The organism is Arcobacter sp., from assembly GCF_050300555.1.
GTDB lineage: Bacteria > Campylobacterota > Campylobacteria > Campylobacterales > Arcobacteraceae > Arcobacter.
The window spans coordinates 96,955-119,144 of sequence record NZ_JBNKXY010000005.1 but is presented as its reverse complement, the minus strand read 5'-3'; the positions used below and the strand labels follow the sequence as shown (position 1 = coordinate 119,144).

Below are 22,190 nucleotides of genomic sequence, written 5' to 3'. Positions count from 1 at the left end.
TTTCTAAACTAAAATAAATTTATATTTTTTCTTTAAAGCTTATAGGTTAATATATACTAACTTCTAAAAGGAGGATATTATGTATTTAAAAAAAGTTTTAATAACCCTGCTTGCAACACTTTTTACAAGTACCTTATATGTTCAAGCTGCTAAAACTGGAGAGTTCTCTGGTACAAAAGATACTACTATGCCCTCTTGGTTTATGAATAGTTTTCTTGATTTATCCGAAGACATTGAAAATTTAGCTAGTGAAAATAAAAGACTTATGCTTTTTATTGAACAAGATAGCTGTCCCTACTGTCATGCTTTTATAACAAAAAATTTAACCCATACAAAAACAAAAGAAAAGGTGCAAAAACACTTTGGAGTCATTGATTTAAATATGTTTGGTGATAGAGAAGTTATAGATACAGATGGTGAAGAGTTTACAGAAAAAGAGTTTGCTCAAAAACATAACATACAATTCACTCCTACTATTATCTTCTTTGATGAAAATAAAAAACAAATACTCAGACTAAATGGATATGTTGATATACCACAATTCAATCTAGCCTTAGATTATATAAAAGATAAAAACGAGACTAGCTTAACGTATCAAGAGTATATACTTAAAAATAAAAAACAAAAAAGTGCTTTGATAAGTGAACCAGGATTTTTTAAAGACTTAAAAAATTTTATGAGAGTAAAAGATTCTAAAAAAATAGCAATATTTTTTGAATCATCCAATTGTGATAATTGTACAATACTTCATAACAAACTCCTAAAAGATAAAAAAACAAGAGCATTACTTCAAAAGATAGATTTAGTTCAAGTTGATATAAACTCTCCCAAAGCCATTGTAAGCCCTGATAAAATAATCTATAATATAAAAGATTGGATAAATGTATTAAATATTACCCACACTCCTACTATTATATTTTTTGATGAACAAGGTAAAGAGATAATAAGAGTAGAAGCCATATTTAAAAACTTTCATTTTCAAAGTATCGTTGACTATGTGGTGAGTGATTCATATAAAGATGAAAAAGAGTTTCAAAGATATCTTACAAATAGAGCAGATAAAATAAGAGCAAAAGGTATTGATGTAAATATTTGGGATTAAAAGTATACTTAAACACTAAAATTAAAAAATTACTTTTTGAAATCTTTAGTACAACATATATTCATGGTGCTTTATCATTTTTTACTTTATCAGCTATTGTTTTAAGTTCTGTAAATCTTTTTATTGGAACCTTATACTTACTCTTTTTAGTTATTAAATCTTTATATTCTGTATTTAAAAAAGAAAAAAATTGAGCTTATAAAGTATCTTTTATAGAAGGTTTTTTAACTCAAAAAATTTCAAAATATAAAATAAATTAATATTTTAATGCAATTTACTTTGCAATACAAAGTAAATTGTGATACAATTATATTTGTAAAAGGAGAATAAATGGAAGATGATTATAAAAAATGGTTAACCCAGTTTAGAAAAGGATATATAGAACTATGTACACTTATGGCTTTAAAAACAAATGGAAATATGCATGGAATTGCACTTATTCATTTTTTTGAAAATATGGATTTACAAGTAAATGAAGGAACACTCTATCCTTTATTAAATAGAATGGAGCAAAATGGATGGTTAGAATCTTCTTGGAATATGCCAAAAACTAGTGGACATCCAAAAAGAGAATATAAAATAAGTACCAAAGGTGAACTAATTTTACCAAAGCTAGTAGAAACTTATAATTTACACCATAAAAGTATAGAAAAAATTAAGGAGATAAAACTATGAATACTCAAAACTACCTAAATGAATTAAAAAAATATTTGTCAGGACTTGATAATGACAAAACAAAAAATATTATCAAAGAGATTGAAAGTTATATTGAAGAAAGTAACGCAACATATGAAATATTGGTCGAACGATTTGGTACTCCAGAACAACTATCAGAAGGCTATTTAGAAGATTTACCCAAAGATACTCATAGAGTTAAAAAGACTTGTTCTAAAACAAAAAAAATAATTCTTATAATATTTTCTTTTTTAGTAATAGTAGCCATAATAGTAGCATTTGTTATATATCAATTTACAAAAGACCCTTTTGATTATAGTAAATACTCGGCATCTACCATTGATGAAAAAATTCAATCCCCTTGGATTAAACTAAAAAATATAAACAAATTGGACATACAACAATCAAGAATTGGTATATATTGGTCAGATGAAGAAGAAATTAATATAAGTTGTAAAGAAGATAGATACTCGCAAGATAATTCTACAATTTATATAAAACAAGCAAAATGTATTTTAAAAATACCAAAACAAAAAATAGATATAAAATCATTTCAATCGAAAATTATCTTAGTTGCTCCAACTGAAGAAGTGAGTCTTAATACGGAACAATCAGATATTGAGATTGTTGAAAACAATAATTCTTATACTTATAATGTAATAAAAAAACAAAGTGACATAAATAATGTTAAATCTAAAGAAAATGGGATAGTAATAAAAGGAACTATTTATCAAAGTAAACTTGATTTATATAAGTATTAAAATAAAGTAAGAACAAAATATTTGTTCTTACTATAAAAACTTTCTCAAAGCCTTTCTTGAAGCCTTATCAACTAAATTAAACAACTTATCAATATCATCTTTTTCATCTGAAGGTTTATGACCTTTTATTTTTACAAGTTCAAATTTCAGCTTATCACTCAAATCAAAAAAAGTTTTATATAACTCTTTATTTTTAATCTCTTTTCCCGTACTACTTCTATAGGAGTTTTTTTCTAATTTTTCTCTTCTACTTTCTAAAGCCAAAATATTTTGACAATCGGTATAAACAGTAAGTTTATTATTAAAAATATTTTTATCGCTTAAGGCCCAAAGTAAAACCTCTAGTTCTAACTTTGTAGAAGAGGTATTTTCAAATTTTTTTAGATGTATGTTTTGAGTATCTAAACTTTCGTTGTAGATAAAATAAGCTCCATAACCTATTTTGCTTTGGGGATTTACACTCCCATCACAAAATAGCTTTAAATGACTCATCTAAAAAATGTGGTTATTTTTCTAAAGTATCTTTCAACCTCATCAAAACTATGACTACCACCTTGCTCTATTATAAGCTCAGATTCTGGTAACTTTTCAACTGCATCATTAAAATCCAACACCTCATCATCTTCTTGAAGTAAAACCATAAAATTTGATTGATTTTTTATCTCATTTACTTCTATTGATTTTAGATAAGTCAGATGTTCTTTTATAACTTCAAAACTAGAATAATCATAATAATTTGTAGCTGTTCCAATTTTATCTAATGTTTCATAGGCATAAACAGCTGGATTAATCAAAACTGCTTTTAAGTTATATTTATTGGCTAAATAAATAGCATAATATCCACCCAAAGATGATCCTACTAAATAAACCTCTTCTTCTAAAGAAATATATGACTCAATAAGTTGTTCAAGTGTATCAATAGCAAGTGATGGAACATATGAAAGTGATGGAGAAATTAATTCTTCATTATAATATTCTTTAAAAAGTGCCGCTTTTCCACCAAGCCCAGATGATGCAAAACCATGTATATATATAATCATTTCTACTCTTTTCTAATTCTTTTATTTTTTGGGGTGCTAATTTTATATGATTTATACTTAAGTTCTATTAGAAATTGATAATATAAGTAAAATTAAAATTCCTTTTTAAATCCTAACTTTAGCTAAATAAATAGAAGTTTTGCTCTCATGAGATGAGTAATAACTTATCCACAATATATCCTCTTCATATACCATACCTGCATAACTTGTATCTCCACCTGATGGCAAAGTTAAAACCTCTTTTAACTCCCCTTTTTCGTAGTCAATCCAACACAAAGAAGTCCTTGCACTTTTATTTCCATAAAGACGAACAGCTGCCAAAAATTTATTCTGTTTTTCCATATAAATCATCTTTGGTCCACCAATAGGAACATTTAAATCACTCCAAGACCATTCTTCATAAGGGAATTTTGAAACGCCAAGAGCTGCTGTATAACTTTGCGAATCACGTCGTAAAAGTGCATATAAATCTTCATTTTCTAAAAATACAAGTGAGCTTTCATTCCAATATGAGTTTGAAAAAGGAAAAAGCTTGTCTTTAATTACCTTCCAATTTATTCCATCATCTGAATTATATAAACATCCTTGTTTATCTTTTCCAGTATATCCTATACTATAAGCAACATTATTATGACAAGTGGTACTCCATCTAAATGTTCCTAAGCCACTTGAACACAGAAAAGCGTTGCTCCATTTTTTTCCATCAACTGATGACCAAGATAAGGATTGTGTGTCATAATTATCTACTGAAACACTTAATCTAACACACCCATTTAATATAAGTTCATTATTCATTATTGAAAATTTAGCATCACGAATATCGCCACCTTTAAACTTTAAAAAAGCAACTGATGACCATCTCTTACCATTTTTAGATCTTATAACTCTAAGTTTTCCATCCATAGACATATGGTCATTGGCTTCTCTAAAACTACAATACCAATAATCGCCAAATCGTATCAAATCAGTAAAAGCATTGTGAGGCGATTTATCCCATATTTTTTTAACTTCTAAAAATTCCATTTGTGATTCCTTGTTTGTCTATGTGTTTAGATTTTATATATTATATATGAAATAAGTTTCTACTCTCTTGAAGAGATAAACCTCTCCGCTTTTTTACTTTTGTATTGACGAAAAGTAAGCAAAAGCAACTACGGCTTCGGAGCCAAAGGTTCCCTCATTTATTATTTTTATCTTTTCTGCTTGGCAAAACTCGTTTATTAAAACTTCCATTTAGGAACTTTTAAACACTCAAACAGTTGCCAATCTTGTTTAGAAAAGAGAAAAATAAACATTCGGCTCCTGCAGATGTAGAAAGAAATCCCTTCGGTTGTCTTTTATTCTGTACTGGTTTAATATTAATGGGAGTAAGTAAAAATTTTGAATCTAAACAAATCAAAAATGCAAATGTCCTTATCCCACCTTTTATTCCAACATTTGTAAAAGCCGAATATTTATTTCTCTTTTCGGAAAAGAGTTACAACTGTTTGAGTAAATAAATGTGCTAAATGCACATTTATTTATGAGTTTTGTAACTCAGAAAAGATAAATAATAAATGAGGGTACCCAAAGGGCTTTGAAACTCTGTTGGTGGTTTTGCTTACTTTGTCCACACAAAGTAAGAGGTGCGAAGAGGTTTACCTCTTCAAGAGAATCATTAACATAAATTATTAGTATTATGTCCCCAGATTTTTATAACTCCTTAACTGCTGTTGCTACAATCTTAACTTTACCACCAAATGGTAATGCAGCAGCTTCATAGATAGTTCTTGCTGGTCTTCTACCTTCTTCAAATAATGACATATAGATTTTATTTACTTCTTCAATTTCAGATAAATTTGAAAATGCTATATCAATATATACAATTTCATCTTTTTTAAAACCAGCTACCTTTAAAGCTGAAAATATATTATTAAAAGCTCTTATTGTCTCTTCTTCAATCGTACCTTGAACATATTGTCCATTTTCATTAACAGATAACTGACCACTAACATAACAAGTATCTTTTACTACAACTGCATGACTTATAGGATTAGACCATTTAGGTAATCCTTCGCCTTCTGTTATAAATTTTCTATTACTCATAATTACTCTTTTATTCATATTTTATTGTTTATTATACTTAAAATTCTTTTGAAGAACACCTGAAGTACAGATTTAAACGCAGTGAAAACTTTGTTATTGTGCCTATACTTGTTAGGTATTTTTAATTTGACTTGCGTCAGCATATACCCATGCTTTATTTCCTGACTTAAAGTCAGCTTTTATTCTGACATATTCTTCAACTTCATAATTGTCAGCCTGTATCAATTCTTCATGAGTAATTTCAAAAACCATTCCTTCAACTTCGTCACTGATATTATTAGTAGCTTTTAGAATAGATGAATATCTGTACCACTTTTTTCTATTACAGTTTTATTTTTTATTTTAACTTCAGATAATACATACCCAACTAAGGTATCTTTAACACCCTCAAGGATTCTTCCAAACGTTTCCTTTTGAACATTCTTCATTTGTAACGTTCCATATGAAAATAACTTTTCCAACTCTATATCCTCCATTTGATATTTAGATACATAAATATTTATTACACATACATTATATAGAAGATAGTCTAAAAATAAACAAATAATGTACACAAAATATGTCGTATATCAAAGCAACTAAAAATATATTAAATAAAGAATATTGCAAAATGTTATATTTTTAATCCCCACCAACTTTTTATGATAAAGTTCATAAAATTAAACAAAAATAATATAAAATCCCTTTTGAAATAAGGAAATAAAATGGCAAAGAAAAAAACCTCTCTTTTTGAGTGTCAACACTGTGGCGAACAATCTACTAAATGGATGGGGAAATGTCCATCTTGCGGAGGATGGGATAGCTTTGTTGAACTAAATACTGAACAACAAGAAGTACTAAAACAAACAGCAAAAATAATAAACACTAGCTCAAAAGCAAAACCAATAACACAAATAGAACAAGATGATATAATCAGATTTTCATCAAACAACCAAGAGTTTGATTTAGTTCTAGGAGGTGGTATAGTTCCTGGAAGTCTTACACTTATTGGGGGAAGTCCAGGGGTTGGTAAATCAACACTACTATTAAAAGTTGCAGGGGATATTTCAAACTCTGGTAAAAAAGTTCTTTATGTATCAGGAGAAGAGAGTGCTGGTCAGATAAAACTACGAGCAAATAGACTTGGTGCAAATAGTGATAATCTTTATTTACTCTCTGAAATAAAACTAGAAGAGATACAAGAAGAACTTTTACGAAATGATTATGAAGCTGTTGTTATTGACTCTATTCAAACTATTTATTCTAGCTCACTTACTTCTGCACCAGGAAGTGTATCACAAGTGAGAGAAATAACCTTTGAACTTATGAGGAAAGCAAAAGATTGTGATATTGCTATGTTTATCATCGGTCATATTACAAAAGATGGAAGTATCGCAGGACCTAGAGTTTTAGAACATATGGTTGATACTGTTTTATACTTTGAAGGAGAATCATCAAAAGAACTTCGTATGCTAAGAGGTTTTAAAAATAGATTTGGAAGTACAAGTGAGATAGGTATCTTTGAGATGACAGCCGAAGGACTTATAAGTGCAAAAGATATAGCCTCTAAATTTTTTGATAAAAGTAAACCCCAAAGTGGTTCTGCTTTAACTGTAGTGATGGAAGGGAGTCGAGCACTTATTATTGAAGTACAAGCCTTAGTTTGTGAAAGTACCTATCCAAATCCAAAAAGAAGTGCTACAGGATTTGATGTAAATAGATTAAATATGCTTCTAGCTCTGTTGGAGAAAAAACTTGACTTACCTCTAAATCACTATGATGTTTTTATAAATATAAGTGGTGGTATCAAAATAAAAGAGAGTTCCGCTGATTTGGCTGTGATTGCTTCTATTATTAGCTCTTTTAGGGATAGACCTATTTCTAAAGAGTCGGTATTTATCGGAGAAGTTTCACTAACAGGTGAGATAAAAGATGTATATTCTGTAGATATGAGACTAAAAGAGGCTAGTGCACAAGGTGTATCAAAAGCAATAGTTGCACAAAAACCAAATATAAAAACAAATTTAAAAATTTTTCCAGTAGATGAAGTGGTAAAAATGATTGAGCTATTTTAATAGCTCAAATCTTTTTACTTCCCTACTCTTTTATTTGCTCCACTCATAAGTCTTTCTTCTGTCACTATTGCTCTTGTATGTGTTCCTGTTCCAACAACTCCTGCTGAATCAACAACTTCTAAACTAAATTTATAAAGCTTATCTTCCATACCTTCAAAAGTTGCAGTTGAAACAGCTACATCACCACTTAGTGTTGGGGCAAGGTGTTTTATATTTACTTCAACTCCAACAGATAATTGTCCATCTTCTAAAAAAGGTAATAACATCTTTGCAGCTGAGCACTCCATAAGTGCTACCATTCTAGCTGTTGCAAATACTTCTGGGAAATTATCTTCTGCTGATATTTGTAAATTCTTTGCTAAATCCTTATCTTCTACTTTATATTCTATACTAGCTTTTGCTCCAATTTCCAATGACATAGCTTCACTCCTAAATTTTCTTGTATTTTATAAATTATTTACTTAAAAATTTCATCATACACTTTATAAGTATTTTTATTTTCTTTTTTTGCTGCATACATTGCTACATCAGCTGTACTCATTAAAGTAAATACATCACTAGAGAAAATAGGAAAACAACTTATACCAATACTTGCACCTACTTTAACTTCATTTCCTTCCAATATTGTAGGAGTTGAAACTGATTGTATAATTTTTTCAGCAATCAAATTTACAGGTTCTTCTTTAGAATTACTTTCAATAATTACAGCAAATTCATCTCCACCAATTCTAAAAATACTATCATTTTTTCTCATTGTATTTTTTAATTTATTACTTACATATCGTAAAAGTTCATCTCCAACATTATGCCCCAATGTATCATTAACTATTTTGAAATCATCTAAATCTATCATCAAAAGGTAACAAAAGGTTCCATATTTTCGTGCATTTGTCACAGCTTGATTAATACGTTCTTCAAAATAGTGTCGGTTTGGAATGCCTGTAACTCTATCATAATACGCAAGTTGCTGAAGAGAAAGATCTCTTTCTCTAATTTGAGATATCATCTCTCCAAAAGCATTAGACAAAGTACTAACTTCATCTGGATTATTCGTATGTTCAGGTATCTCAATAGTATAATCCTTATCTTGTATAATACGTTGTGTGGCAGTTGTCAAAGAACTCAAAGGGCTAGTAACCATTTTACTAATACGTGTTGCCATCAACCAAGCTAAAAGAAAGCCAAAACTACTTGTCGCTAAAATAATAAGAATGTACCAGCCTAAACGTTTATAAAATTGATCTAAACTGCTACTTAAAACCAAAAAACCTACAAATTGAGACCGTAAATAAATAGGCTTTTTAATAATTATATGTGTTAAAGTAATATTTTCTTCAGAAATTAAATCAAAATCAATTATTGATTTACTATGTTTTAATTTATTTTTACCATAAAAACTTTCAAAAATATCCCCATTGGGCAATAACAAATGAGCTTCAGTTAAATCACGTGCACCAGAAAGAGTTAATAAAGTCTCTTTTGCAGCAGTATTATCTTGAAATGCTAACGCAGCAGAAGAACTTTCTCCTAAAATTTCAGCTTGAACCCAGACTTTTTCTAAAGTTGTATTTCTTAATGAATAATACTCATAAATTACCATTACAAAAATAATAGGTACTAAAGCAATTATGATACTAAAAATATTTGAATAAATAAATTTTTTTAGAATAGATTGTTTTAATATCCAATTTATAAAAAAACTCACTGAATAATTCTCCTTGCTAATTTTAAAAGACGAGAACTTACTATAAGATTACTCTCTTTTAATGTTTTTAAACTAACATCAAAAGCTAACTTATGATTATCTTCTGAAATAGTAATATGAGAATCTATAAGATTTTTATTTTCACTTACTATTAACACATGTTTGCCTAAAAGTTCTTGAATTAATTCTTTACCTTTTTCTTCTTGATTTTTTCGAATAAATACAATTTGACATGCTTTAGCCTCATCAAAGCTCGAAATTGTAGAAACCTTGATTTTTTGATTTTTAAAATATTTATTGTTTAAAATATCTGAAGACTCTCCAAAATCTTTTTTATAAAAACAGATATTAAAATCATCTAGTTTTTCATCTTCTGGCCAATTTGTTAAAAGAGCAAAATTATACAAATAAGCTGTTTTAAGTGTATATTCGGGTAAAGCATCTGCTTTTAATAAGTTTAAAAGAAGTATAAAACATAATATTAACTGTTTCATTAGAATTTATACCTCCATTCAAACCAAAAGGTACGTCCATCTTTTGGATAATACAAATCTCCATTACCTTGTTGGTTTACTACATCACCATATTTTTTATCCATTAAATTACGTACAGTAAAAGAAATATCACTTTTAGGAATAAAGTTATGTGAAGAAAAAGTTAGATTGGTCACAGTATGGCTAGGAGCATACTCTTTTTTATCATACGTGGCAAGTGGACGTTTTCCAACATATTGCATTTCCCATCCCATACGAAGCTTTTCAGATACAAGCGGAACTGAAAGATTTAATTTTGCAAGATGTTTAGGAGAGTTTGCAAGAGTTAAATTCGTATCTGTTTCTTTTGCATCTTGAAAAGTGTAACTACTTTTAAGACGCATATTATTTTCCCACTGTTTTTCAAGTTCAATTTCTACTCCCTTAGTAACTATATCAGATTGAGCTGTCCATCCAATACGATTAGCAATATGATAACGAAAAACCGAGGCAACCAGTTTCGTCTGTTCTGCAAAATCTTGCTCTAAAATCAACTCTGTTGTTTTAGCCATCTCAGGAGTAGGTGTATCTCCTTCATCTACAGTAGTTCGGCGATGTGTTTGCTCGGATGAAAGTTTAAATAACGTGTCATCTTTAGCTTGCCAACTTACAGCTAATTGAGGGCTGATTGCATGATATCCATTATAGCCATTTTCATATCTAAACCCATAATTTAGATTTAAAGATGAAGTAAGTTTGTATTCATCATAAGCATAAAAACTATAAGTTTGACGGTTTTCATATTTTTCTTCCCAAGGATACTCCGTATTTGTTGCTACTTCAATATAATTATCTAAATACCTTAAACTATAATCATTACGATACTCTGTTCCAAAAGATAAAATATGATTATCCCAAGCAGTTGATACAAGTTTTAGATCTCCCCCAAACCATTTAGCATCAAAAAAAGAGTTGTCTATATCAGGAGAAGAAAATACTGTATCATGTGAAAAATAATGATACTCTCCAGACCAAAGAGAAGCAGAAAGCTTTAACGTAGAAACAATATCGTTATCGTATTTTAATTGTGTAAATCTGCTTTTATCTGTAGATAAGAATGAAATTTGAGACTCTATAGCCCAAATAGGATAATAAGGAATATTTTTTTCTCGATTTAGCCAAGCACTTTCCAATGAAAAGTTTTCATAAGAAGCTTTAAAAAAGATACGATGATTTTTTTCACTATTTTGTTTATCAAAAGTGGTATCTATTCCATTAATATTATAAGTAAAACTTCGTCCATCTGTATCATACTTTGAAGCATTTAAAAGAACTTCAAGTCCATTATCAAATTTTTTACCAAAAGCTGCTCTTTTTCTATTACTGTTATGACTTCCATAACCTAGAGCAAATTCTCCACCATCAATATCACTTCCTTTTTTTGTGATGATATTAACGACTCCAAGAAGTGCTCCACTACTATATCCAGCTGAGCCACCACCTGGAACATATTCAACTCTATCAATCATAGCAACATCAAGAATTCCATCTTCTCCAAAGTAAGCTTGTCCAAACATAGCATCATCAGCACGATATCCATCAATCAAAACAGCAATTCGCCCTGCATATTCTCCTGGAGCACTAAATCCTCGTCCACCTAAAAAACCATATTCATAATTTTGAAAAACATTAAGACCACGCATACTTCCCAAAATCTCTCCAAGAGTTCGGTAACCATAATCTTTAATATCTTGTGCAGTCACAACAGCTACAGCAGAAGATGCTTTATTTAATTGATTGGCAATATGACTTGCTGGAATATATTCAGTATTAAGAAGTTCTTCAAAAGAAATATTTGTAGCATCAATTGTAGAATCATTTTTTGCTATAAGTGATGTAGTAATAAGTAAAGTTGAAAAAAAACAATATTTGAAAGAATACAATAAGTGACCTAAACCTTTTTATTTTATTATATCAAAATTTTGGTCACATTTTGGTCACATTTTGGTTACAAATAAAAATAATAACAAATAATACTAACTTAAAAGGTTTTATTTATTTACTAATTTAACTAATTTAGCTATAATCCGCCAAAATTAAATGGGTAGATATGATTGACTTTGATAATCAAACAGAAATAGAAATAGATATAACATCATTGGAAATAATAAAAAATGAACTTAGTCCAAAAGATATTGAACTAATACTTGTAAAAAATGATGAAATACAAATTTTAAATAAAGAGCATAGAAATATAGATAAAGCTACAGATGTACTTAGTTTCCCTTTAGAGTATGATATGCCAAATATGCCATTGGGTTCTATTGTTATTTCTGTTGATTTTGTTGAAGATAAGGCAAAAGAGTTCAATCATAGTTTTTTAGATGAATTAACACTTCTTTTTATCCACGGTATGCTTCACTTATTGGGTTATGACCATGAAGTAGATAATGGAGAACATAGAATTAAAGAAGAAGAGCTAATCAAAAAATACAATCTTCCAGATAGTTTAATTGTAAGGAATTCATAAATGGATATTCTGATTTTTATTATTTCAATGACTGCATTAATATATGGAGCTGATTTTATAATACAACAAAGTGAAAAAATAGCACTTCATTATAATATCTCACCCTTTGTTATTGGTGCAACATTAGTTGCAGTAGGTACAAGTTTACCAGAGATGGCAGTATCAATTTCTGCTTCGTTAAAAGGAAGTGCAGATATTGCTGTTGCAAATGTTATTGGAAGTACTATATTTAATATCGCTTTGGTATTAGGAGCTGTATTTTTATTAGCTAAAAAAATAGTTCCCAATAGAGATCTATTTGCAAAAGATTCTGCTTGGGCTTTATTTCCTATTCTAATCTTTATACTTATGAGTATAGATGGGAAACTTACCTTTCTTGATGGAGTTTTATTCCTATTTTTAATGTGTGGTTTTTTACTATTTTTAATATCATCAAATCAAGTTGAAGAACCTGATGAAGAGTTAAAGAAAGAGCCTTTTGGCTGGGCTAAATCAGGTATATTTTTAATAATTGGATTTATTCTTACTATTGGTGGGGCTGATTTTGCTATTGAAAGTGCTACAAGTATCGCTAGAAGTTTTGGAATAAGTGAATGGCTTATTGGTCTATTTTTAGTAGCCTTTGGTACAAGTTTACCAGAACTTACAATTTCTATAAAAGCTGCTTTAAATAATCAAGCTGATTTAGCAATAGGAAATATTATTGGTTCAAATGTAGCTAACTTTACTATGGTATTAGGATTATCTTCTATGGTAAATCCTTTAAATGTGGATTTAAGTGGAAACTTTTTTGATATAGCAGCTGCTTTTATATTATCACTTATGTTAGTATTTATAACTGCAAACAAAATGTATAATAAAAGTGCGGGTATTGCCCTAATGGTAGTATTTGGATTAGTAATTCAAAATAGCTTTATGTAAGCTATTTTGAACATGAAGAACATACACCTGTAAAAACTACATTTGCACGTTTTACTTTAAAGTCACTTTGAGAGTTTAATTCTTCTAAAACACTTGAAGTATCTATACTTATATCTTCGATTTTTTTACATTTTTCACAAACTAAATGAGAATGTTCCTCTTTTATTAATTCATAAACAGATTTTTCATTAGGTATCTTAACCTCAGATATAAAAAATTTCTCTACCATCGAATTTACATTTTTATAAATCGTTGCTAGTGAAATAGATGGAAACTTACTTAACATACTTGCGTAAAGCTCATCAATATTTATATGACCTTTATAATAAAGTTCATCTACTATAGCTACTCTTTGAGGTGTTACTTTCAAATTAAATTCTTTTAACAATCTTGTTGAATTTTCCATGAGCCCTCCTTAAAAGTATATTTATCACTTTTATACTAATTGTGAAATACTATTATAAGTAAGATAAATTTTTGTTAAAGAAAAAAATTATTATTTAACTATTATATTAGATTAAGTTATATATAATTATAATTATCAAAAGAAAAAAATTATCCAATAAATAAAAGGAGATATAATGAAAAAACATGAAAGTTATAAGTGTAATGTATGTGGAAACGAAGTTGAAGTATCAAATGTCGGTGGTGGTAAATTATCTTGCTGTGGACAAGAAATGCAGTGCATAACAACAGACTTGACATCAGTTGTACTTATGAAAGCATTTGCTGGTGAATCAATGGCTAGAAACAAGTATGAATATTTTGCAAAAGTTGCTCAAAAAGAGGGTTATAGGGATATTGCTGAACATTTTCAAAGAGCAGCAAATAATGAAAAAATGCACGCCAAATTGGAATTAAAAGCTTACAATGTTCTAAACTATGATAAAGAGTTTGGAAATACAAGTGAAAACTTACAGTATGCTATTGATGGTGAAAGTTATGAAAATACTACTATGTATCCAGATTTTGCAAAAATTGCAGCTGAAGAAGGACACAAGGATATTTCTAGAATGCTAGATATGATTGGTAAAATTGAAATTGAACATGAAAATATGTACAAAAGCCTAAAAGAAAGACTTGATAGTGGTGCTGAGCATGTAAGTGAAGAGGAAGAAGAGTGGATTTGTGAAATCTGTGGTCATGTGCATAGGGGTAAAAAAGCTTTAAAAGTTTGTCCAGTATGTAAACACCCACAAGAGTATCAATCAAGATTAAATTCAAAAAAATAAAAATTTAGGTTATTTGATTTATTCAAATAACCCAAAATACTTACCATATTCTAAAGCTTTAAACTATATAATCCCGTATGATATTTAAAGCTTTAACCCTTATACTTTTTTTATGTAATTTTACTTTTGCAAAAGATTTTACAATAGCTTCATACAACGTGGAAAATTTTTTTGATTTAAAGTATGATAAAACAGAATACAGAGAGTTTATACCAAATACCAAGTCAAACTGGAACAAAAAAACCTACACAACAAAACTAAATAATATAATAAAAGTAATAAATGATTTAGATAAAGATATTATTGCTTTACAAGAAATTGAATCAAATGAAGCATTTAATGCAATAATAAAAAATCTACCTCAATACAAATATAATATATTTAAAAAATACAAAACTTCAAGTGTGGGATTAGCGATACTTAGTAAATATGAGATTACTGATTTTGAACTTTTAAATGTAAAACACTCAAAAGTTAATCGCCCTATTCTAAAAGTAAGTATAATTATTGATAATCATAAACTTTTACTTTTTAATAATCACTGGCCTTCAAAAAGAAATGAAGAGAGCCAAAGAGTGTTATATGCTCAAACAATACAAGAGTATATAAATAAGTTAGATGAAGATATTGATTATATTATTTTGGGAGATTTAAACTCAAATTACAATGAATTTGAAACTTTTAAATACTCAAAATTAAACAATACATACAACCTAACTGGTATCAATGATGTATTAAATACAAGAAATGAAAATGACTTTATATCTGTTAATAAAATTTTAAGTGAAGTAAAAAGGGTTCATTATAATTTATGGTTGGAGTTAAATTATACTCAAAGATACTCTTATAAATTTAAAGGACAAAATGAAACACCTGATAATATTATTTTACCAAAGTCAATGTTTGATGATAAAAATATCTCATATAAAAAGAATAGTTTTGGAGTATTTAAACCAAACTATTTAATTAAAAATGAAGAGATTTTTAGATGGAAAATCCAAAACAATATCCATAAAAATAGTGGCTTTTCTGACCACCTTCCAATTTTTGCAAGTTTTAGCACTAGCAAACAGCCAAAATATGAATCTGAAAAATTAAACTTTATTGATAAACTTTATTCTCAAAACAATCTATCATATCCTATAATATTAAAAGATATTCTACTTTTATACAAAACAGGTGAAATAGCTATTGTAAAACAAAAAGATAATAGAGCTATTTTTATTTATAAAAATATTGATAATTTAGATTACAACAAAGTCTATACTCTAAAAATAAATAAAATAAAAGAGTTTAATGGACTTTTGGAAATAACTGATTTTACAATTTTAAATAATCATGAAAAAAATATCAATAAAGAATCATTATATTTGGATGCTTCAAAGTTTGATATACAAAATAACATATTTCAAAATGAAATCATTACAAATATAACAGGCACAATAAAAGATAACTATTTTCACTATATTTTCAAAAATGAAAATAAAAAAATAAAAGTTTATTCAAAAAACAAAGAACTTTTACCAAATAATGGGCAAAAAATCACTATAATAAACGCTCATTTAGGTTTTTACAAATCAAAACCACAAATAATAATCTATAAAAAAAGTGACTATAAATATGTTGATTAAATCTATTTTTACAAATAGTAGTGGAATTTTAGTATCAAGAATCTTGGGATTTTTAAGGGATTTACTTACTGCTTCTATTTTAGGTGCAAATATCTACTCTGATATATTTTTTGTTGCTTTTAAACTTCCAAATCTGTTTAGAAGAATTTTTGCTGAAGGTGCCTTTACCCAAGCTTTTATTCCTGCTTATGCAAAAACAAACCATAAAATTAGATTTTCAAGTGCCATATTTTTACAGTTTTTAGCTCTGATTTTATTTATTTCACTTTTAGTAACTCTATTTTCAAAATTTATTACCCAAGTTATTGCTTTGGGATTTGATGATAAAACTATTGATTTAGCAGCACCTCTTGTTGCTATAAACTTTTATTATCTACCTATGATATTTGTAGTTACTTTTATGGCTGCTCTATTACAATACAAACATCACTTTGCCACAACAGCATTTTCAACTGCACTTTTAAATCTAGCACTTATAGGTGCATTACTTATCTCAAATGATTTAGAAAAATATGAGATAACTTACTACATGTCATATGGTGTTTTAGTTGGTGGTTTTTTACAAATTTTGGTTCACTTTCTAGCAATAAAAAATAAAAACTTACAAAAAATATTTACCTTTAGAAAAATGAAAATAAGTGAAAATAAGTTTTACAAAAATTTTGTAAGTGCCACTCTTGGAAGTTCAACTTCTCATATTTCAGCATTTTTAGATACTTGGTTAGCTTCTTTTTTAGTAAGTGGATCTATCTCATATTTATATTATGCAAATAGAGTTTTTCAACTTCCTTTAGCACTTTTTGCCATAGCAACTTCAATAGCACTTTTTCCAATGATAGCTCGTGCAATTAAAAATAAAGATGAAGCAAAAGCCTTAAAACTTATGAAAAAATCAACTTTTATATTAACAGCACTCCTTTTATGTGCAACTTTAATTGGTATAATTTTTGATAAATTTATTATTGAACTACTTTTTCAAAGGGGAGCATTTACAGCTCTTGATACAAAAAATACTGCACTAATTTTGACTATGTATTTAATAGGTCTTCTTCCTTTTGGAATAGCAAAAATATTTTCACTTTGGTTATACTCCCATGAACAACAATATTTAGCTGCAAAAATCTCTATGAAATCTTTAGCTTTTAATATAGTTTTTTCACTTCTTTTAATAACACCATATGGGGCAGCTGGACTTGCCTTTGCTTCAACATTAAGTGGATTTATTCTATTTTTTCTAACCATTAAAGAGTTTGGTTTTTCAAAATTTAAACAACTTATTTTTAGCAAATAAAAGTTTTATCTTTTTATTAAAAATTTTAGATATAATCTACCTTTATTATAAGATTTCAGGAATTTAATGAACGCATTTTTTAAACAATATATACCCTATTATAAAAATTACATATTAAAATTTTTCTATGCTTTTATTGGTATGGCACTGGTTGCTGGTGGTACAAGTGGAAGTGCTTATGTTATTAAACCATTACTTGATGAGATATTTATAGCAAAAGATGCTCAAATGCTACAGTTTCTACCGTTTATGGTTGTTGGATTATATTTTGCAAAAGGATTTGGAGCATATATTCAAGCATATTATATTTCATACATTGGACAAGATATTGTAAGAATTGTAAGAGACAAACTTTTAGCGCACGTTTTAACTTTAGATATTGATTTTTTTCAAAAAAGGCATGGTGGAGAATTAATTTCTCGAATTACAAATGATATAAATAGAATACAATCAGCAGTATCAAGTCAAATAGCTGAGTTTATTAGAGAAAGTTTAACAATAGTTGCTTTAATTGGTGTAGTGATTTATCAAAGTGCAGAATTAGCTTTTTATGGACTGGTTGTTCTTCCTATGGCAGTTTATCCTCTTACAGTGTTAGCAAAAAAGATGAAAAAACTATCTTTTAGATCCCAAGAATCAAACTCTGATATTACTACAAACTTGAGTGAAACTTTTAATAATATAGAGATAATAAAAGCAAATTCAACTGAATTTATGGAAGCAAAAAAATTTGCAGCACATAATAACAATTTTTTTCAAATAAATTTAAAATCAGTAAAAACAAATGAACTTGTTTCTCCTATTATGGAAACATTAGGTGCTATAGCAGTTGCAGTTGTAATAATTGTTGGTGGACATAAAGTAATTGCAGGAGAGTTAACTGTTGGTTCATTTTTCTCTTTTATGACAGCACTTTTTATGCTTTATACACCTGTAAAAAGATTATCAAGTTTATATAATAAGATGCAAGATGCCTTAGCAGCTAATGAAAGAGTTAATGAAATATTTAATACTAAAGCAACTATTCTTACAGGAGATAATTCATTTCCACAAGATATTCAAACAATAGAATTTAAAAATACACAACTAAAATATGATGGTTTTACTGCTTTAGATAATATCAATCTAAAAGCTTCTAGGGGAGAAAAAATCGCCCTTGTGGGAGATAGTGGTGGAGGAAAATCATCTTTAGTAAATCTAATTATTAGATTTTATGAAATAAGTGAAGGTGAAATACTTTTTAATGATAAATCAATAAAAGATATAAATATTAAATCCCTTAGAGATCAAATATCTATAGTCACACAAAGGGTATATATTTTTAATGACTCAATTGCAGCAAATGTAGCCTATGGACAAGAAATAGATGAAGAAAAAGTTATTAATGCGCTAAAACAAGCCCATGCTTATAAATTTGTTACTTCTTTAGAAAATGGAATTCATACAAAACTTGATCAATTTGGTACAAATTTAAGTGGAGGACAAAGACAAAGAATAGCAATAGCTAGAGCCTTATATAAAAATCCTCAAATACTTATCTTAGATGAAGCAACATCAGCTCTTGATAATGAGAGTGAATCTATTATTTCTGAAGTAATTGATGAAGTAAGTAAAGATAAAATCACTTTTGTTATTGCACATAGATTAAGTACGATTAAAAGTGCTGATAGAATTGCAGTATTCAAAGATGGTAAAATTGTTTGTCAAGATACAGAAGAAGAGCTGCTTAAAAACTGTAAAGAGTATCAAAGACTTCATAATTTAGCAAATATTTAATAAAGAAATATTTACTATATTTTAGATAAAATATCTGATTAAAAAAAGGAAAAATTTGTTTAGCTATAACACATTAAAAAAAGTATTATTTAGATTTGAACCTGAGACTGCACATCATATTGCTGAGTTTGGACTAACAAAACTACCTTATTGTAGAAGTTTAAATAACTACATGGTTAACAAAAATTTTGTTATCGACCACAGATTATCTCAAAATATTTTAGGAATAAACTTTAAAAACCCTGTAGGTTTGGCTGCTGGATTTGATAAAAATGCCACTATGATTGAATCTATGATGGCTTTAGGTTTTGGTTTTACAGAAATTGGAACAATGACGCCAAGAGCTCAAGATGGAAATCCAAAGCCAAGAATGTTTAGATACCCTGAACAAAAATCAGTACAAAATGCTATGGGGTTCAATAACAAAGGTTCCTATGATGTAGCTAAAAATCTAAGAAAAGTTTTCCCTTATGTTATTCCTATTGGTGCAAATGTTGGTAAAAATAAAACTACACCTGAAGATATGGCACTTAGTGATTATAAGGTTTTAATAAATAAATTTAAAGATATTAGTGATTATTTAGTTATAAATATTTCTAGTCCAAATACTCCAAACTTGAGAGATTTACAAAATGAAAAATTTATTACTGAACTTTTTTCTATGGCAAAAGAGCAAACAAATAAACCAATCTTTTTAAAAATAGCTCCTGATATGGAAGCAAAAGTTGCTATTGATTTATGTAAAACTGCAGTAAAAGCTGGAGCTGCTGGAATAATTGCAACAAATACAACTATTGATTATGATTTACTTCCAGGATGTCAAAGCTTTGGAGGTCTTAGTGGTGCAGTTTTATCTGAAAAATCTTATCAACTATTTAAAGAAATAGCCAATGAACTTTTTGGAAAAACTATACTTATCTCTGTTGGTGGAATTTCTACACCAGAAGATGCTTATAGAAGAATAAAAGCTGGTGCTTCATTAATACAAGTTTATTCAGGACTTATTTTTGAAGGTCCTGCAATGGTTAGAAAAATAAACGAAGGAATTTTAAAATTACTTGAAGAAGATGGTTTTTCTAATATAGAACAAGCAGTTGGCGCTGATTTAAAAAAATAAAGAAGGTTAAGAAGTGATTAAATTGATATTGATACAATTCTCACTTTTATTTATATTCGCAGGAGAATTAATGAGTAATAGCTTACCAAAATATTTTACTAAAACTTTAGACAATGGTTTACAAATAGTAGCTATTCCTATGGATAATGGTACAAATGTTGTATCTACTGATATATTTTATAAAGTTGGAAGCAGAAATGAAGTTATGGGTAAAAGTGGAATAGCTCATATGCTTGAACACCTAAATTTCAAATCAACAAAAAACCTAAAAGCTGGTGAATTTGATGAAATAGTAAAAGGATTTGGTGGAGTTAACAACGCATCAACATCTTTTGACTATACTCATTATTACATAACATCAAGCTCTAAGAATATGGATAAATCTTTAAAACTTTTTGCTGATTTAATGGAAAATTTAACACTAAAAGATAAAGAGTTTCAACCAGAGCGTGATGTTGTTGCAGAAGAAAGACGTTGGAGAACAGATAATAACCCTATGGGATATTTACAATTTAGACTATTTAACAACTCTTATATTTACCATCCATACCATTGGACTCCAATTGGATTTATGAGTGATATTAAAACATGGACAATCAAAGATATAAAAGATTTTCATAGTACATATTATCAACCAAAAAATGCAATTGTAGTTATTGCAGGAGATATAAACAAAGATGATGTTTTTGAATCAGTAAAAAAACACTTTGAAAATATAAAAAACAAAAAAGATATTCCTGCAAGTGTTCATATGGTTGAGCCAAAACTTGATGGGGCAAAAAGAGCTATAATAAAAAAAGATTCACAAGTTCAAATGTTAGCTATTTCTTATCATATACCTAACTTTGAACATGAAGATCAAATAGCTCTTTCAGCTCTTAGTGAACTTTTAAGTTCAGGAAAAAGTTCTCTTTTACAAAAAAAACTTGTAGATGAAAAAAGATTAGTAAACTCTATTTATGCTTACAATGTGGAGCTAAAAGACCCTGGTCTATTTATGTTTGTTGCAAGTTGTAATGAAGGTGTAAAAGCAGAAGATGTTGAAAAAGAGATATTAAACATAATTGAAGAAATCAAAGAAGGGAAAATCTCTCAAGAAGATTTAGAAAAAATTAAAATCAATACAAAAGCTGATTTTATATTTTCGTTAGAGAGTTCTAGTTCTGTTGCTTCATTGTATGGAAGTTATTTTGTAAGAGATAATATTAAACCTCTTTTTTCATATGAAGAAAACATTCAAAACTTAAAAGTAAAAGATATAGTAACAGTTGCAAAAAAATATTTACAAGAAGATAACTCTACAACTTTAATTTTAAGAAAGGATGATAAAAATGGATTACAAGATAACTAAAACAGAATTTGGCAAGAAGCCAGACTTCGACTTACCAACACCTTTATTTTATAAGGAATTAGGTGAAGAGGGTTTAGTTAAGCTATTCAATGATTTTTATGATTTATTAGTTGATAGTGATATTTCTAACTTTTTTCCACAAGATGAAAAAGAGTTAGCAAAAGTAAAAGCTCACAACGTAAAATTTTTCATTGAAGCTTGTGGTGGTCCAAAATATTATACTGAAGCAGTTGGACACTTTGATATGATAAAGGCACACGAACCTTTTTCAATCACTGAAAAGGCAAGAACAGAATGGCTAGGATGTATGCAACAAATCTTGGCTAAAGTTGATATTTCTGAAGAGGCAAAACAAAGTTTTTGGAACTATTTAGAGACATTTTCAAAACATACAGTAAATGTAGATACTGGTTTAAAATTACCAGAAGATATAGTAAAAATTTAAA

General features: G+C 28.3%; 25 protein-coding genes. 14 read left to right on the top strand and 11 right to left on the bottom strand.

Annotated features, from left to right (window positions below):
- Positions 1-79 precede the first annotated feature (79 nt).
- The 4 genes from ACQY5W_RS05350 (at position 80) to ACQY5W_RS05335 (ending at position 2,538) form a co-directional block, all read left to right on the top strand.
- Complete coding sequence (locus ACQY5W_RS05350; protein WP_428023920.1) at positions 80-1,102, top strand: thioredoxin family protein; 1,023 nt, start codon at positions 80-82, stop codon at positions 1,100-1,102.
- Positions 1,093-1,296 (top strand): hypothetical protein, encoded by a 204-nt coding sequence (locus ACQY5W_RS05345; protein WP_428023919.1) that lies wholly within the window; start codon positions 1,093-1,095, stop codon positions 1,294-1,296. The genes ACQY5W_RS05350 and ACQY5W_RS05345 overlap by 10 nt, the downstream gene beginning before the upstream one ends.
- Positions 1,297-1,432: 136 nt before the next feature.
- Positions 1,433-1,777 carry a PadR family transcriptional regulator gene (locus tag ACQY5W_RS05340; RefSeq protein WP_428023918.1) on the top strand — a complete coding sequence of 115 codons (345 nt, stop codon included), beginning with the start codon at positions 1,433-1,435 and terminating at the stop codon, positions 1,775-1,777.
- Positions 1,774-2,538 carry a DUF1700 domain-containing protein gene (locus ACQY5W_RS05335; RefSeq protein ID WP_428023917.1) on the top strand — a complete coding sequence of 255 codons (765 nt, stop codon included), beginning with the start codon at positions 1,774-1,776 and terminating at the stop codon, positions 2,536-2,538. Before ACQY5W_RS05340 ends, ACQY5W_RS05335 begins: the two co-directional genes overlap by 4 nt.
- Before the next feature lie 30 nt (positions 2,539-2,568).
- On the opposite strand, the gene ACQY5W_RS05330 is transcribed toward ACQY5W_RS05335, so the two are convergent.
- The 6 genes from ACQY5W_RS05330 to ACQY5W_RS05305 all read right to left on the bottom strand — a co-directional run bounded on the left by ACQY5W_RS05330 (position 2,569) and on the right by ACQY5W_RS05305 (position 6,124).
- Positions 2,569-3,030 (bottom strand): ribonuclease HI, encoded by a 462-nt coding sequence (locus tag ACQY5W_RS05330; protein WP_428023916.1) that lies wholly within the window; start codon positions 3,028-3,030, stop codon positions 2,569-2,571.
- On the bottom strand, positions 3,027-3,578 hold the full coding sequence (locus tag ACQY5W_RS05325) for a YqiA/YcfP family alpha/beta fold hydrolase (protein WP_428023915.1): 552 nt from the start codon (positions 3,576-3,578) through the stop codon (positions 3,027-3,029). The genes ACQY5W_RS05330 and ACQY5W_RS05325 overlap by 4 nt, the downstream gene beginning before the upstream one ends.
- A 105-nt stretch (positions 3,579-3,683) precedes the next feature.
- Positions 3,684-4,601, bottom strand: coding sequence for a sialidase family protein (locus ACQY5W_RS05320; protein WP_428023914.1), 918 nt, complete (start codon positions 4,599-4,601; stop codon positions 3,684-3,686).
- A gap of 669 nt (positions 4,602-5,270) precedes the next feature.
- Complete coding sequence (locus ACQY5W_RS05315) at positions 5,271-5,663, bottom strand: RidA family protein (protein ID WP_428023913.1); 393 nt, start codon at positions 5,661-5,663, stop codon at positions 5,271-5,273.
- A 111-nt stretch (positions 5,664-5,774) separates the two neighbouring features.
- The gene (locus ACQY5W_RS05310) at positions 5,775-5,915 is read right to left on the bottom strand and encodes a hypothetical protein (RefSeq protein ID WP_428023912.1); all 141 of its coding nucleotides are present in this window, start codon (positions 5,913-5,915) and stop codon (positions 5,775-5,777) included.
- A gap of 35 nt (positions 5,916-5,950) precedes the next feature.
- A complete protein-coding gene (locus tag ACQY5W_RS05305) occupies positions 5,951-6,124 on the bottom strand; it encodes a hypothetical protein (protein WP_428023911.1) in 174 nt (57 codons plus the stop codon).
- Between the two features lie 243 nt (positions 6,125-6,367).
- On the opposite strand from ACQY5W_RS05305, the gene radA reads away from it, so the two are divergent.
- The gene (gene radA / locus ACQY5W_RS05300; RefSeq protein ID WP_428023910.1) at positions 6,368-7,717 is read left to right on the top strand and encodes a DNA repair protein RadA; all 1,350 of its coding nucleotides are present in this window, start codon (positions 6,368-6,370) and stop codon (positions 7,715-7,717) included.
- A 14-nt stretch (positions 7,718-7,731) separates the two neighbouring features.
- Here the strand turns inward: radA and ACQY5W_RS05295 are convergent, their stop codons facing one another.
- The 4 genes from ACQY5W_RS05295 to ACQY5W_RS05280 are packed head-to-tail and all read right to left on the bottom strand — an operon-like array spanning position 7,732 to position 11,838.
- Positions 7,732-8,136, bottom strand: coding sequence for a thioesterase family protein (locus ACQY5W_RS05295; protein ID WP_428023909.1), 405 nt, complete (start codon positions 8,134-8,136; stop codon positions 7,732-7,734).
- 38 nt (positions 8,137-8,174) lie between these two features.
- Positions 8,175-9,422, bottom strand: coding sequence for a diguanylate cyclase domain-containing protein (locus ACQY5W_RS05290; RefSeq protein WP_428023908.1), 1,248 nt, complete (start codon positions 9,420-9,422; stop codon positions 8,175-8,177).
- Positions 9,419-9,916, bottom strand: a complete 498-nt coding sequence (locus ACQY5W_RS05285; protein WP_428023907.1) for a YfiR family protein — start codon at positions 9,914-9,916, stop codon at positions 9,419-9,421. Before ACQY5W_RS05285 ends, ACQY5W_RS05290 begins: the two co-directional genes overlap by 4 nt.
- Positions 9,916-11,838, bottom strand: a complete 1,923-nt coding sequence (locus ACQY5W_RS05280) for a TonB-dependent receptor plug domain-containing protein (RefSeq protein ID WP_428023906.1) — start codon at positions 11,836-11,838, stop codon at positions 9,916-9,918. The genes ACQY5W_RS05285 and ACQY5W_RS05280 overlap by 1 nt, the downstream gene beginning before the upstream one ends.
- A gap of 167 nt (positions 11,839-12,005) precedes the next feature.
- Here ACQY5W_RS05280 and ybeY point away from each other — a divergent pair, with 167 nt between their 5' ends.
- Together ybeY and ACQY5W_RS05270 are read left to right on the top strand one after the other, a co-directional pair.
- Positions 12,006-12,425, top strand: a complete 420-nt coding sequence (gene ybeY, locus ACQY5W_RS05275) for an rRNA maturation RNase YbeY (protein ID WP_428023905.1) — start codon at positions 12,006-12,008, stop codon at positions 12,423-12,425.
- Positions 12,426-13,346, top strand: coding sequence for a calcium/sodium antiporter (locus ACQY5W_RS05270; protein ID WP_428023904.1), 921 nt, complete (start codon positions 12,426-12,428; stop codon positions 13,344-13,346).
- 1 nt (position 13,347) lies between these two features.
- On the opposite strand, the gene ACQY5W_RS05265 is transcribed toward ACQY5W_RS05270, so the two are convergent.
- On the bottom strand, positions 13,348-13,752 hold the full coding sequence (locus ACQY5W_RS05265; protein WP_428023903.1) for a Fur family transcriptional regulator: 405 nt from the start codon (positions 13,750-13,752) through the stop codon (positions 13,348-13,350).
- A gap of 175 nt (positions 13,753-13,927) precedes the next feature.
- On the opposite strand from ACQY5W_RS05265, the gene ACQY5W_RS05260 reads away from it, so the two are divergent.
- The 7 genes from ACQY5W_RS05260 (at position 13,928) to ACQY5W_RS05230 (ending at position 22,189) form a co-directional block, all read left to right on the top strand.
- Positions 13,928-14,578 carry a ferritin family protein gene (locus ACQY5W_RS05260; RefSeq protein WP_428023902.1) on the top strand — a complete coding sequence of 217 codons (651 nt, stop codon included), beginning with the start codon at positions 13,928-13,930 and terminating at the stop codon, positions 14,576-14,578.
- Between the two features lie 77 nt (positions 14,579-14,655).
- Entirely contained in the window at positions 14,656-16,209 is a 1,554-nt protein-coding gene (locus tag ACQY5W_RS05255; protein ID WP_428023901.1) for an endonuclease/exonuclease/phosphatase family protein, read from the top strand.
- A complete protein-coding gene (murJ, locus tag ACQY5W_RS05250) occupies positions 16,199-17,500 on the top strand; it encodes a murein biosynthesis integral membrane protein MurJ (RefSeq protein ID WP_428023900.1) in 1,302 nt (433 codons plus the stop codon). The genes ACQY5W_RS05255 and murJ overlap by 11 nt, the downstream gene beginning before the upstream one ends.
- A 66-nt stretch (positions 17,501-17,566) precedes the next feature.
- Positions 17,567-19,276 (top strand): ABC transporter ATP-binding protein, encoded by a 1,710-nt coding sequence (locus ACQY5W_RS05245; RefSeq protein ID WP_428023899.1) that lies wholly within the window; start codon positions 17,567-17,569, stop codon positions 19,274-19,276.
- Between the two features lie 55 nt (positions 19,277-19,331).
- Positions 19,332-20,393, top strand: coding sequence for a quinone-dependent dihydroorotate dehydrogenase (locus ACQY5W_RS05240; protein WP_428023898.1), 1,062 nt, complete (start codon positions 19,332-19,334; stop codon positions 20,391-20,393).
- A gap of 70 nt (positions 20,394-20,463) precedes the next feature.
- Entirely contained in the window at positions 20,464-21,744 is a 1,281-nt protein-coding gene (locus ACQY5W_RS05235; RefSeq protein ID WP_428023897.1) for a M16 family metallopeptidase, read from the top strand.
- On the top strand, positions 21,725-22,189 hold the full coding sequence (locus ACQY5W_RS05230) for a globin (protein WP_428023896.1): 465 nt from the start codon (positions 21,725-21,727) through the stop codon (positions 22,187-22,189). The genes ACQY5W_RS05235 and ACQY5W_RS05230 overlap by 20 nt, the downstream gene beginning before the upstream one ends.
- Position 22,190: the final 1 nt, after the last annotated feature.